The sequence below is a fragment of the Ideonella azotifigens genome, assembly GCF_006519715.1.
GTDB lineage: Bacteria > Pseudomonadota > Gammaproteobacteria > Burkholderiales > Burkholderiaceae_C > Ideonella > Ideonella azotifigens.
This window is the reverse complement of sequence record NZ_VIDT01000091.1, coordinates 1-12,939: the sequence shown is the minus strand read 5'-3', so window position 1 is coordinate 12,939 and position 12,939 is coordinate 1. Positions and strand designations below refer to the sequence as shown.

The following is a 12,939-nucleotide window of genomic DNA, read 5'->3' as shown; positions in this document are numbered from 1 at the left end:
AGCTGCGGTCGAACAGCGTCAGGCCGAGTTCGCGCTCCAGCCCGCGCACGGCGCGCGTGACGGCGGGCTGGGTGAGGTGCAGGCTGTCCGCCGCCTTGCGCACACTGCGGTGCTGCGCCACAGCGGCGAAGGCACGCAGTTGCCGCATGTTGACCTCGACCGGGTCTTGCGTCACGGAAGGTGGCCGCCATCCGGCAGCGCGGCGCCCAGCGTCAGTGACAGGTCCCGTGCTCACTCGGCGTCCTCGCGAAACAACACGAAGCGCGCTTCACGGCGCGCGATGCGCCAGCCAGAGGGTGTACACACGAAGTCGTCCTCGAACTCGCCAAGCACCTGTCGAGGCTGCGCCGGTCGACCGAACAGGCCGGCCTCGTCGCTCGACAGGCCGCTCCAGAGCAGCACGCAGCTGTGTCCGTGGGCGCGGCTCGATGTCTGGAGCGTCACCAGCGTGTTGGTGATCAGGTGCCGGGTCAGGCGATCGGACGGCCGCGAGCGGTAGGACGCCGCGATGGCGGCCGGTCCATGCAGCGGCTCGGCGCCGGGCCGGACCAGCACGCCGTCGTCGGCGAACAAGGCGGCGAAGCCGTCGTGGTCCCGCGCGTCTATGCACGACACCCCGCGCACCACGAGGTCGGCGCAGGCTTGCCTGGCGATCCATTGTTCGACCATGGCGGCTTTGGTCCCATCGCTCATGCTGGGCCTTGCGCCACACTGCCGGTCTCGATGAGCGAGGCACCCATCCACGCGGCGAGACCTTGCGAGACGGCCTGCGGCTGCTCCAGCGTGGTCATGTGGCCCGATGCTTCGACTATCTGGAGCCTCGAAGTCGGCATCATGGCGTGCATGCTCTGGTGCCGCTCCGGCGGGCTCCACCGGTCTTCCCGACCGCACAGCAGCAAGGTCGGGCAAACGATCTGCGGCAGCAGTTCGCTCGCGTCCGGCCGGCCCAGCAAGGCGCGGATCTGGGCCTCGAAGATCTGCGGCGTGCTGCGCGCGATCATCTCCAGGATGGTCTCGAACACCGGTGTTCCAACGCAGGCCGGGTGCACCATGCCGCGCGCCCAGGGTTCGCCCATCGCCCGCATGCCGAAGGCGCGCGCCAAGCTCAGCAGGTCGAGCCGTGCCGCGCGCTCCTGTTCGCCAGCCGCCCCCTCGGGCAGCGCCTGGAAGCCCGTGTCCAGCAGCGCCAGGCGCTCCACTCGCTCCGGCGCTCGGCGCAGCACCTCCAGCGCCACCCGTCCACCCATCGAGTGCCCGGCCAGGGAGAAAGCGCCCGGCGGCGCGGTGGACAGCACATGCGTCGCCATGGCCTCGATGCTGTCCAGTGCGCCATAGGCTGCCACCCGGCAGTCGGCAAGATCCGCCAAGGCGCGGCATTGCGGCGCCCAGTTCGCGCCGTCGCACAGCAGGCCGGGCAAGAGAAGCAGCACGGGCTTGTTCATCGCAGGCTCGGCACTTGGCGCGTCCGCATGAAGGCTTCGAAGGTCTCGCCCCGCATCAGCGCGTACACGACCAGATTGGGTGTCTTCACCACGCGGGCGAACTTCTCGAGCACGAAGAAGTTGACGCCGTGGCGCACCAGCGCTATCCAGTCGAGCCGGCGGATCATGGCCTTTTCGCCGTCCGACAGCCCGGCGTTCGACATCGACCGTTCGCTGTCGGCCAGGTAGGCATCGCGCGCTTCGGCGTTGATCATGTTCCAGAAGAAGCGATTCAACTTCAGGGTGCGGTTGCTCACGCGCAGATCGAAGACGTAGGTACCGCCCAACGCCGCCATACCCTCGACTTGTGGATTCATGCTTCGCGCCTCAGGTCTGGGTTTCATACAGCACGACGGTCATCGCGGTGGTCGTGGCCAGGTAGTAATTTTGATGCAGCTTGCGGATGCGGTCACCGAGTGCACCGCGCATGGACAGCCACATGATCTGCTCGACGCTCTCGGCGCCGCCAAGCCGAACGTAGTCTGCGTGCGTCATGTTCATCAACTGCTCCGGATCGTTCTCCAGCAGTTCGAGAAACTTCAGATCCCATTCGGTGTTGTTGAAGCCCGTGCGCTCGCCGTGGATCTGGTGCGACAAGCCGCCGGTGCCGACCACCACTACCCGCAGGTCGACCGGATACGACTCGATGGCGCGGCGCACCGCCTGACCGAGGCGGTAACAACGCCTGCCGGTTGGCAGCGGGTATTGCAGCACATTGATGGCGATCGGCACGATGCTGCCCGGCCAATCGGGCACATGCGGCCACAACAAGGGCAAAGGCGCTGCGCAGCCGTGGTCGATCGGTTTTTCCTGGAAGATGGTCAGATCAAACTCGTCGTTGACGAGTGATTCGGCGATATGCGCCTGGAACTCGACATCGCCCCGCAGCGGTGGCAGTGGCCGGAGGCCCGCGCCTTCATCGGCAACGGGAAACGTGGCCCCGACCCCGAGCGCAAAGGTCGGGTACAGGTCGAAGAAAAACGTGGTGCAGTGGTCGTTGTAGAAGAACACGAGCACATCGGCCCGATGAGCCGCCAGCCACGCCGCAACCGGCTCGTAGCCCTTGAACAGCGGCGCCCACGCCGGGTCTTGCTGCTTGCCCTTGTCGTATGCCACGCCGATGGTCGGGACATGAGATGTCCCGATGCCGCCAATGATGATTGCCACGGTCTGCTCCCCGGTTCAGAAGCTGTGCTTGATGCCGGCAACGAAGCCCCGCGGGTCGGCATCGCGCCCCGCACCGCCGACACGAGCCGAGCCCGTCGCCAGTGCGAGGTTGGTATTCGCATCGTTGTCGACTCCGCCGTAGGAGGCGTAGAGGTTGCTCCGCTTGGAGAGAAGGTAGTTGTAGGAGAGGCCGTAGTTGATGGCTCGGCCGGAGGGAGTGTTCAAGTGCTCGAAGCTCGTGCGTGCGACCTGGGTCCATAGCACATGCTGGCCGAAGCTGGCGCTTGCGCCGATCCAGCAAGCGCGGGTGTTGTCGACGGCGCCGGTCGTTGCCGTCACGGGATCGGTGCGCCAGCAGCCGAGATTGGCTGCGTAGGCCGCGAGCTTGTACTCGACGCCGAAGCCGCCCTCGTCGAAATGCCCTGCGGCCTGTGTAGAGGTCGCCAATAGCTTGCGGCGCTGCAACGAGACAGTCGCGAAGAGGTCGGGCCGGCGATAGTCGATCGACCCGGCCATCAGCTTGCCAGCGATTCCTTCCCCGGCCGCAATGGCCGCGCGCCCGATGAAGCCCGACCAGGCTGGCGAGTTGTAGAACACACCGTTGTTGATGCGTGCCTCGCGCAGTTGGCTTGCGACCGAGATGGTGCCCGGCAAGCCGTACCGATTTCGGTCCGACTGGATGATGGTCCAGAAGCCCGGCGAATAGTCCCGGCCCAGCAGCACTTCGCCAAAGCGGCCCTTCAGGCCGACCACCGAGCGCCGCGCCCAGAACGCCGAGGCCGGCTCGCCGTAGGTGACCGTGGTGCCGGTATCGAGACCGAAGCCGGTCTCGGTGTTGAAGATCGCCTGCAGGCCGTCGCCAAGGTCTTCACTCGCGCGAAAGCCCAGGCGCGAGTTCCATTGGTGCCCCGAGTCCACGGCCTTGGTCCAGTGCGCACCGGGTGCGCCGGTCTTGGACACCAGCACGCCGGCATCGACGATGCCGTAGACCGTGACCTGATCCTGCGCCAACGTTGGTTGCAGGCCGGCACAGACGAACAGCGCCGAGGCTGCCGAGAACGGCGCCATGCGCCTGCCGAATGCAAAGGTCATCGTGTCTCCTGGGTGAGTTTTTTCGCTGGCTGTTTGGGGGTGCATGCAGCTCGAGGCCAGGGCAAGGAGCATCGCTGCGCTAGCGCCAAGTGGCCATTCAGTATGTGCAGCGAGGCAATACGTTTTGCCAATACCGCCCACCGCAATCTGGGCGATTCCACCCTATTGCGCCGCGCGCCGGCCCAAGGTGTCTCCATCGACAAAGAGCTTGCAATGGACACAACCCTGGGTCATCGCAAACTGGAGGTAAGCGTCCGGCCAAGTCAGCTCGGCCTGAGGCATGCGGCTGACGCCGCACTTCAGGAAGCGGGCGCCCAGCGATGCGGCAACAACTCGCCGATGCGGCTGGCCGGATGCGTCGGCAGCCGCTCGAGCGCGTCCTTGAAGTACGCATAGGGCTCGTGCCCGTTGATGCGCGCCGAGTGCAGCAGGCTCATGATGGCTGCGGCCCGCTTGCCCGAGCGCAGGCTGCCGGCGAACAGCCAGTTCGACCGGCCGATGGCAATCGGCCTGATGTGGTTCTCCACCCAGTTGTTCGAGATCGGCACATCACCGTCCTGGACGAAGCGGGTGAGTTGTGTCCAACGCTTGAGGCTGTAGTCGATGGCCTTCATCGTGGCCGAGCCGACGGGTACCAACCGCCGCTGTTCGAGCAGCCAGCGATGGAAGACGGCCAGCACCCGTCGTGACTTGCGCTGGCGGATGCGCCGTCGCTCGTCGCCGGGCCGGTCTTCGATCTCGCGCTCGATCCTGAACAGGCACTGGTGGTAGCGCCGGGCCTTGCGGCCCACCTCACTGCGGTGGTTGGCCCACAGGTCGTTGAATTTCCTGCTGGCGTGGGCCATGCATTGCGCCGAGGTCACACCCTTGGTGGTGGCCGCGTTGTAGCCGCTGAAGCCGTCGGTGAGCAACGTGCCCTGCCGGGCCTGTGGGGTGTCAAGCTTGAGGAACTCGCGCACGCTCTCGCCGCTGCGGCCTTCGCTGAACTCGAACACCACCCGCCGAAGCCCCCGTTGCCGTAGCCAACGTCGGCGCGCTTGCCGGCGGTAAAGCCGCCAGCCCCGTGGCCGCTTGCGCCACCAGTGGCCTCGCGGGGGTGGGTCAGCCAGGGCTGGGGAACAACCTGAAGATGCCCGGGCATCTGCTTGAATGTACGCGCCTAACGACGGCTCATGCCGCGTCCGACACAGGTGCGGCAACACTGCGCAGCACATTGATGAACGCCTGCGCGGCTGGTGTGAGAACCTCATCAAGCCTTGTGATCAGGCCGTAATCCGGCATGCGCGTCGGCAGGGCCACCGGTATGCGAGCCAGCAGGCCTTTCTTGACGTATTTGTCCACGAGTGCCGCTGGCTGCAACGAAAGCATGTCGGTGCTCTGCATCAATGCCATCGCGAAGAGGAAGGAGGGTGTTTCGACCACGCCTGAGCTGAGCGCCAGTCCGGTATTGCCCAATGCCTCGTCCGAAACGCGTCGCAAGGCTGTCGAGGTGGGGTAGAGGATCCAGGGCCAGTGCGCCAGCTTCGCCAGTTCCAGATCGGTTGCGGCACGAAGCGGGTGATGAACGCCCGCGACCACGTCCAGCATCTCGCCGGAAAGGCGTTCGTATTGGAACTGCGTTTGCTGGGATTCTTCGGTGAAGCGGCCGATCATCAGGTCGATCTTGCGCTCGGCCAGCCAGACGATCAGTTGGTCGCTGCTGTGCTCCAGGATCTTCAGCACCAGCAGCGGCCGCAGGCGCTGGATCTCGGCGACAGAGGCGATCAGCAGGTGAGCGGCCGAACCGGTGATGGCGCCTATCGTCAGGTGGCCATGACCTCCCTGCCGCAGGGCATTGAACTCGTCCACGAATTTGCGGTGCCCGGCCAGTGCGCTGGCCGCGTAGCGCAGCGTGAACAGACCCAGTTCATTGGGCCGCATGCCGCGCGAGAGCCGCTCAAACAGCCGCGACTCCAGCATCTCCTCGATGTCCATCAGGATCTTGGTAGCCGCCGGCTGGGTGATGTGCATTTGCTCGGCGGTCAGGCGCAGGTTGCGCGTGTGGCCGAGGATGTCCAGGAACTGCAGATGCCTGAAGCGCAGGCGAGAACAGGCCTGTGCCATGGACAAGGGTTTGCCCGTAAAGGTGTCTGGAGTCATAACTGTCTGGAATGGATGCTAGCAAAAAATTGAATAGACCCGCGGCCGGCGCAGACCTAATCTGCGCCGGCGCTGAAGGGGACCGACACAGATCCACCAAGGCGCCGCCGATGGCCCGCTGGGTCCGTCGCGTCCACTTCAAACCATCGGAGACAAGCATGAAGTTCAAGACCCTCGCCCTGGTCGGCGCGCTGCTGGCCGTGCTGGCGGTACCCGTGGCTGCACAAGTCAAGGAACACACTTTCAAGGTCGGCATCGGGCTGAGCGACGACCATCCCCAGGCCGTGGCGGTCAGGTATTTCGGTGAGCAACTGGCCGCCAAGAGCGGCGGCAAGATGACGGTCAAGCTGTTCTCCAGCGGCTCGCTGGGCAACGACATCAGCATGACCTCAGCGCTGCGCGGCGGCACTCTGGAGATGACCGTGCCCGACAGCTCGACGCTGGTCTCGATGGTGAAGGCTTTTGGCGTGATCAATCTGCCACTGACCTTCAATACCGAACTTGAGGCCGACGCGGTGCTGGATGGTCCGGTCGGACAAAAGCTGCTGGCCACGCTGCCGGACAAAGGCCTGGTGGGCCTTGGCTATTGGGAGAATGGCTTTCGTGATGTCACCAACTCACGTCGGCCCATCACCAAGGCCGAGGACTTGGCGGGCCTGAAGCTGCGCGTGATCCAGAACCCGCTCTTCCTGGACACCTTCAACACCCTGGGCGCCAACGCCACGCCGCTGCCGTTCACCGAGCTCTACTCGGCGATGGAGCAGGCCGCGGTGGACGGCCAGGAGAACCCGCCTGCCACCATCCTCGCCAGCAAGTTCTACGAGGTGCAGAAGCATCTGGTGCTGTCGCACCACATGTACAGCACCTGGGTGTTGCTGATGTCGAAGAAAACCTGGGACGGCCTGTCTGCCCAGGAGCAGAAGATCGTGCAGGACGCGGCCCGCGAAGCCACTGCCTACGAGCGCAAGACCATCCGTGCTTTCGGCGACAAGGCGCTGGGCGAGTTGAAGAAGCTTGGCATGCAGGTCACCGAACTTCCGCCCGCGGAGCAGGCCAAGCTGCGCGCCAAGCTGCAGCCGGTAATGGCCAAGTACGCCAAGGAATTCGGCGAGGCGACGACCGCGGAGATGATGGCCGAGCTGGCCAAGGTCAGGGCCGGCACGAAGTAACGCCGGAACGTCCCGGGCGGTGCGGCCTCCGGGCTGCACTGCCTTGCCTTGCCCCCATTCCTGCTGCCTGCCCACGCTGCCATGGACAAGATGCCCCGCCGCCCGTTTCGGTCACGTGATTGGTTCGCCGACCCGGCGCGATCCGACATGACCGCGCTGTATCTCGAGCGTTTCATGAACTACGGGCTCACGCCCGAAGAGTTGCGTTCCGGTCGCCCCATCATCGGCATTGCGCAGACCGGCAGCGACCTGTCGCCCTGCAACCGCATCCACCTCGACCTGGCCAGGCGGGTGCGCGACGGCATCCGAGACGCCGGTGGCATTCCGATGGAGTTCCCGGTCCATCCGATCTTCGAGAATTGCCGGCGGCCCACGGCCGCGCTGGACCGCAACCTGGCCTACCTCGGCCTGGTCGAAATCCTCTACGGCTACCCGATCGACGCGGTGGTGCTGACCACCGGTTGCGACAAGACAACGCCGGCTGGCGTGATGGCGGCGTCAACGGTGGACATCCCTGCCATCGTGCTTTCGGGCGGGCCCATGCTGGATGGCTGGCACGGGGGTGAACTGGTCGGTTCGGGGACTGTCATCTGGCGCAGCCGCCGCCAGTTGGCTGCGGGCGAGATTGACGAAGAAGAGTTCCTGCAGCGCGCCTGCAGCAGCGCTCCGTCGGCGGGTCATTGCAACACCATGGGCACGGCATCCACGATGAATGCGGTGGCCGAGGCGCTGGGCCTGTCGCTGCCTGGCTGCGCCGCAATTCCGGCACCCTATCGCGAGCGTGGGCAGATGGCTTACGAGACCGGCCGGCGAATCGTCGGGATGGCGCATGAGGATCTGCGGCCTTCCCGCATCCTGACGCGAGAGAGCTTCCTCAATGCGCTGTCGGTCATCAGTTGCGCGGGCGGGTCCAGCAATGCGCAGGTCCACGTGATGGCCATGGCGCGCCATGCCGGGGTCGAACTGCATGCCAGCGACTGGCGCACCCACGCGCATGACCTGCCGCTGCTGCTGAACATGCAGCCTGCGGGCCAGTTCCTCGGCGAGCGCTTTTTCCGCGCCGGTGGTGTGCCGGCGCTGATGTGGGAGCTGCTGCAGGCCCAGCGCCTGCATGGCGATTGCCTCAGCGTGACCGGCCGCAGCATGGCCGAAAACCTGCAAGGCCGCGAGACCCACGACCGCGAGGTCATCAAGCCTTTCGACCAGCCGCTGATGCACGAGGCTGGCTTCCTGGTGCTGAGCGGCAACCTGTTCGACTTTGGCATCCTGAAGACTTCGGTGATTTCCGAGCGCTTCCGGGCACGCTACCTGAACCGGCCCGGTGCCGAAGGTGTCTTCGAGGCCAGGGCTGTGGTGTTCGAGGGTGCTGAGGACTACCACGCCCGCATCAACGATCCGGGTCTCGACATCGATGAAGCTTGCATCCTGGTGATGCGAGGGGCGGGTCCCATCGGCTGGCCGGGCTCCGCCGAGGTGGTCAACATGCAGCCGCCTGACGCGCTGATCCGCCGTGGCATCACCACCTTGCCTACGCTGGGCGACGGCCGCCAGTCCGGCACGTCTGACAGTCCGTCCATTCTCAACGTCTCACCTGAAAGTGCGGTTGGCGGCGGCCTGAGCTGGCTGGCAAGCGGCGACATGATCCGCGTGGATCTGAACACCGGCCGCTGCGACGCCTTGCTGGCACCGGAAGAGATCGCGCGCCGCCGCCGCGAACTGCCCGCACCGCCGGTGCCACCCAGCCATTCGCCCTGGGAAGCGCTGTACCGCGAAAAGACGGGCCAATTGGTGGATGGCGCGACGCTTGACTTCGCGCTCGCCTACCGCCGCATCGCCGAGAACACCCCCCGCCACAACCACTGAACTTCTGTCCTTGCCGGCGCCGCCGTACTCGCACGGGGCTGCCGCATTGCCGTCCCCTGATCGCTTGAAGGAACCCGCATGAACGCCCTGACCACCCTGGCTGCCGATCTCGCCGCCATCCTGCCCGCCGACGGCTTGTCTGGCACACTCGTGGCCCGGGTCTGGCGCAGCGATGGCATTGCCGGTCCGGCCGTGGTGGCCTTGCGCGAGCACGGCGTGTTCGACCTGAGCACGCAGTTCCCGACCATGAGCACCTTGCTGGAACGGGATGGTCCGGCTCAGGCTGTGAGCCAGACGGCAGGCGAGCGCCTGTGCAGCGTGGAGGCTCTGTTGGCCAACAGCCGAAGCGGCGCGCGCAACGAGGCGCTGCCGTGGCTGCTGGCCCCTTGCGACCTGCAGGTCGTGAAGGCTGCGGGCGTGACCTTTGCTGCCAGTCTGGTGGAGCGGGTGATCGAAGAGCAGGCAGGTGGCGATGCCAACCGTGCCCAGAGCCTGCGCGCCCAGGTCAATGCGTTGCTCGGTGAGCGCCTGGCCGACATCCGGCCCGGGTCGCCTCAGGCCATGGCATTGAAAGCCCTGCTTCAGGAGAAGGGGCTGTGGTCCCAGTACCTGGAGGTTGGCATTGGCCCGGATGCCGAGGTCTTCACCAAGGCGCCGGTGCTGGCCTCGGTGGGCTGCGGCGAGGACATCGGCGTGCGTGCCGACTCGGCCTGGAACAACCCGGAGCCTGAAGTGGTGCTGGCGGTCAACGGCCGTGGCCAGATCGTCGGCGCCACCCTGGGCAATGACGTCAACCTGCGAGACATCGAAGGCCGCAGTGCGCTGCTGCTGGGCAAGGCCAAGGACAACAACGCCTCGTGTGCCATCGGCCCCTTCATCCGCCTGTTTGATGCCGGTTTCAGCCTGGACGACGTGAGGCGCGAGACGGTGCACCTGCGGGTGGCTGGTGTCGACGGCTTTGAACTTCGCGGCATCAACACCATGGCGAGCATCAGTCGTGACCCTGGCGAACTGGTGGCGCAGACCCTGGCGGCACATCAGTACCCCGATGGCTTCATGTTGTTCCTGGGCACTCTTTTCGCGCCCATCGAAGACCGCGACCAGCCCGGCAGTGGCTTCACCCACAAGCTGGGCGACGTGGTCACCATCCACAGCCACTGGCTGGGCGGCCTGCACAACCGCGTCACCCACAGCGAGACGGCCGCTCCCTGGCAATTCGGCCTGCGCGCCTTCATCAACAACTTGGCCGCGCGGGGCTTGCTGAAGGACGGCACGCTCTGAAACCGCCCGTTCACATGGCGACGGCAAAGACCGTCACGGAGACAACATGATGAAGAAACTGCTCGACGGCTATTGCCGCGGCGTGGAATGGGTGCTGGTGACCTTGCTGGCGCTGATGGTGTTGCTGGTGTTTGGCAACGTGGTGCTGCGCTACGCATTCAACTCCGGCATCGCGGTCTCGGAGGAACTCTCGCGCTGGTTCTTCGTCTGGCTGACCTTCCTGGGCGCCGCGGTCGCCGTGCGCGAGCGCGCCCATCTGGGCTCGGACATGCTGACTTCGCGGCTAGGCCCTACCGGCAAGCGCATCTGCCTGGGACTTGGCCAGATCCTGATGTTGTGGGCCACCGCACTGCTGCTGTCGGGCTCCTGGCAGCAAGCCAGGATCAACTGGGACGTCGAAGCCCCGGTCACGGGCGCATCGGTGGCCATCTTTTACGCCGCTGGCATCGTGTTCGCCGTCTCCACCGGGCTGATGCTGCTGGGCGAATTCTGGCGCACCGTCTCGGGTCGGCTGAGCGAGTCCGAACTGGTGATGGTGCAAGAGTCGGAGGATCTGGCGCAGATCGAAGAACTCCAGCTCGACCGCAGCCAGACCTTCAAAAAGCACTGAGCGGCGGAGACACATCATGACGGTTCTCATCTTCCTGGGTGCCTTGCTCGCTGCAATGGCGCTGGGCATCCCCATTGCCTATTCGCTGCTGCTCTCAGGCATGGCGCTGATGGTTCACCTGGACATGTTTGACGCCCAGATCCTGGCGCAGAACGTTGTCAATGGCGCCGACAGCTTTCCGCTGCTGGCGGTGCCTTTTTTCATGCTCGCTGGCGAGATCATGAACGTCGGCGGCTTGAGCCGGCGCATCGTCAACCTGGCCTTGGCGCTGGTGGGTCACAAGCGTGGCGGACTGGGCTTCGTGGCCATTGTGGCGGCCTGCCTGTTGGCTGCACTCTCGGGCTCGGCGGTGGCTGACACGGCGGCGCTGGCTTCGCTGCTGCTTCCGATGATGGTGGCAGCCGGCCACGACAAGGCTCGCGCTGGCGGCCTGATCGCCTCGGCCGGCATCATCGCCCCGGTCATCCCACCCTCGATCGGCTTCGTGGTGTTCGGCGTGGCGGCCAATGTGTCGATCAGCAAGCTGTTCCTGGCCGGCATCGTGCCGGGCTTGTTGATGGGCCTGTCCATCGCACTCGCCTGGTGGTGGGTGGCGAAGAAGGAAAACATCCCGCCGCCGCCCAAGGCCAGCTTGGCCCTGCGTTTGAGCGCCCTGAAGGAATCGACCTGGGCGCTGGTGCTGCCGGTGATCGTGGTGGCAGGGCTCAAGTTGGGCGTGTTCACCCCGACGGAGGCGGCAGTGGTTGCTGCGGTGTATGCGCTGTTTGTCGCAACGCTGGTGTATCGCGAGATGAGCCTGCGCCAACTGCGCGAGGTGTTCGTCAGCGCGGCCAAGACGACGGCCGTGATCATGTTCCTGGTGGCTGCGGCGATGGTCAGCGCCTGGTTGATCACGGTGGCAGACATTCCGAGCAAGATGATCTCGCTGCTGCAGCCGTTCATGGGCAACCAGACGCTGTTGATGATCGCGATCATGGCGCTGGTGATGGCGGTGGGCACCGCGATGGACATGACGCCGACCATCCTGATCATGACCCCGGTGCTGATGCCGGTGGTCAAGGCAGCGGGCATCGACCCGGTGTATTTCGGCGTGCTGTTCATCATCAACAACGCGATCGGTCTGATCACGCCGCCGGTGGGCACGGTGCTCAATGTGGTGGCCGGCGTGGGCCGCATGAAAATGGATGAAGTCACCCGCGGTGTTCTGCCGTTCATGGCAGCCCAGTTCGCCATGATGTTCCTGATGGTCTTCTTTCCCTGGCTGGTCACCGGCCCGGCGAAGTGGTTTGCCAACTGATATCAACGCCATGCGCATCCACATCACCGGCGCTTCCGGTTCCGGCACTTCCACATTGGCGGCAGCCTTGGCCGAGCGACTGGGTGCGGCCTGCCTGGATGGTGACGCCTACTACTGGCTGCGGCCAGAACCCCCATTCCTGGACAAGCGGCCGGCCGACGCGCGGCGGGCGATGCTTTCGCGCGACCTGCAAGCCGCGCAGCACGCGGTGCTCGGTGGCGCCATCATCGGCTGGGGCACCGAGGTCGAAGATGCATTCGACCTGATCGTCTTTCTCTACCTGGATGCGCCCATCCGCCTGGCGCGGCTGCGCGAGCGTGAACTGCAACGTTTCGGTGCAGTGGATGAAGCCTTCATCGAATGGGCCGGTCAGTACGACCAAGGCCCGTCGGAAGGCCGCAGCCTGGCGAAGCACCGGGCCTGGCTGGCGGACAGGACCTGCCCGGTGCTGGCACTTCATGGCGACCTATCGGTGGAGGCGCGGGTCGAGCGGGTGCTGGCAGGACTGAAGTCTCACGGCCTGATGTAAGGCCCCGCGCGGCGCTTCGTCTCGCGGCGCTGGATTGATCTTGCGCAAGCGCTGAACCGGCCCGTTGCCTCAGCATGCGAGTCACGTCCAGCATGCATTCAGGCGATGTCCGCCCAGTGTTGGCGGGAGCTTGCATGATGAAACCGCTGGTCCAGGGTGGGCCAGACTTCTGGCCGGGTGCACAAGCCAAGCGTGGCCCGGAGCATGTGGCTGCGCCGGACGTGGCGCCGCAGCCGGTCGAGGCTTCACTGCGCCTGGGTGGCCTGAGCTGCTCGGCCTGCACGATGACCATCGAGGCCGCGCTGCGCCAG

General features: G+C 65.5%; 14 protein-coding genes. 6 read left to right on the top strand and 8 right to left on the bottom strand.

Features of this window, described 5'->3' with window-relative positions:
• The 8 genes from FKP22_RS34505 to FKP22_RS08470 form a co-directional block, all read right to left on the bottom strand.
• Window positions 1-148 (bottom strand): LysR family transcriptional regulator (locus FKP22_RS34505; protein ID WP_141286942.1); only part of this gene is annotated, 148 nt, incomplete at its 3' end.
• Window positions 149-231: 83 nt separating this feature from the next.
• Window positions 232-693, bottom strand: coding sequence for a nuclear transport factor 2 family protein (locus FKP22_RS08500; protein ID WP_231011235.1), 462 nt, complete (start codon window positions 691-693; stop codon window positions 232-234).
• On the bottom strand, window positions 690-1,442 hold the full coding sequence (locus FKP22_RS08495) for an alpha/beta fold hydrolase (RefSeq protein ID WP_141286936.1): 753 nt from the start codon (window positions 1,440-1,442) through the stop codon (window positions 690-692). The genes FKP22_RS08500 and FKP22_RS08495 overlap by 4 nt, the downstream gene beginning before the upstream one ends.
• Window positions 1,439-1,798, bottom strand: coding sequence for a protocatechuate 3,4-dioxygenase (locus FKP22_RS08490; protein ID WP_141286934.1), 360 nt, complete (start codon window positions 1,796-1,798; stop codon window positions 1,439-1,441). The genes FKP22_RS08495 and FKP22_RS08490 overlap by 4 nt, the downstream gene beginning before the upstream one ends.
• Before the next feature lie 10 nt (window positions 1,799-1,808).
• Entirely contained in the window at window positions 1,809-2,648 is an 840-nt protein-coding gene (locus tag FKP22_RS08485) for a gallate dioxygenase (RefSeq protein ID WP_141286933.1), read from the bottom strand.
• A 15-nt stretch (window positions 2,649-2,663) separates the two neighbouring features.
• Window positions 2,664-3,740, bottom strand: coding sequence for a porin (locus tag FKP22_RS08480; protein WP_170200813.1), 1,077 nt, complete (start codon window positions 3,738-3,740; stop codon window positions 2,664-2,666).
• Between the two features lie 299 nt (window positions 3,741-4,039).
• A complete protein-coding gene (gene tnpC, locus FKP22_RS08475; RefSeq protein WP_375140567.1) occupies window positions 4,040-4,735 on the bottom strand; it encodes an IS66 family transposase in 696 nt (231 codons plus the stop codon).
• A 175-nt stretch (window positions 4,736-4,910) separates the two neighbouring features.
• Complete coding sequence (locus FKP22_RS08470) at window positions 4,911-5,843, bottom strand: LysR substrate-binding domain-containing protein (RefSeq protein WP_141286938.1); 933 nt, start codon at window positions 5,841-5,843, stop codon at window positions 4,911-4,913.
• Between the two features lie 194 nt (window positions 5,844-6,037).
• Here FKP22_RS08470 and FKP22_RS08465 point away from each other — a divergent pair, with 194 nt between their 5' ends.
• From FKP22_RS08465 to FKP22_RS08440, 6 genes are all read left to right on the top strand, one after another.
• Window positions 6,038-7,048 carry a TRAP transporter substrate-binding protein gene (locus FKP22_RS08465; RefSeq protein WP_141286928.1) on the top strand — a complete coding sequence of 337 codons (1,011 nt, stop codon included), beginning with the start codon at window positions 6,038-6,040 and terminating at the stop codon, window positions 7,046-7,048.
• 81 nt (window positions 7,049-7,129) lie between these two features.
• On the top strand, window positions 7,130-8,911 hold the full coding sequence (locus FKP22_RS08460; RefSeq protein WP_141286926.1) for an IlvD/Edd family dehydratase: 1,782 nt from the start codon (window positions 7,130-7,132) through the stop codon (window positions 8,909-8,911).
• A 78-nt stretch (window positions 8,912-8,989) separates the two neighbouring features.
• Window positions 8,990-10,192 (top strand): fumarylacetoacetate hydrolase family protein, encoded by a 1,203-nt coding sequence (locus FKP22_RS08455; RefSeq protein ID WP_141286924.1) that lies wholly within the window; start codon window positions 8,990-8,992, stop codon window positions 10,190-10,192.
• Between the two features lie 49 nt (window positions 10,193-10,241).
• Entirely contained in the window at window positions 10,242-10,802 is a 561-nt protein-coding gene (locus tag FKP22_RS08450; RefSeq protein WP_141286923.1) for a TRAP transporter small permease, read from the top strand.
• A gap of 16 nt (window positions 10,803-10,818) precedes the next feature.
• Window positions 10,819-12,099 carry a TRAP transporter large permease subunit gene (locus tag FKP22_RS08445; RefSeq protein WP_141286921.1) on the top strand — a complete coding sequence of 427 codons (1,281 nt, stop codon included), beginning with the start codon at window positions 10,819-10,821 and terminating at the stop codon, window positions 12,097-12,099.
• A gap of 10 nt (window positions 12,100-12,109) precedes the next feature.
• Entirely contained in the window at window positions 12,110-12,628 is a 519-nt protein-coding gene (locus FKP22_RS08440) for a P-loop NTPase family protein (RefSeq protein ID WP_141286920.1), read from the top strand.
• The last annotated feature ends 311 nt before the right edge of the window (window positions 12,629-12,939 follow it).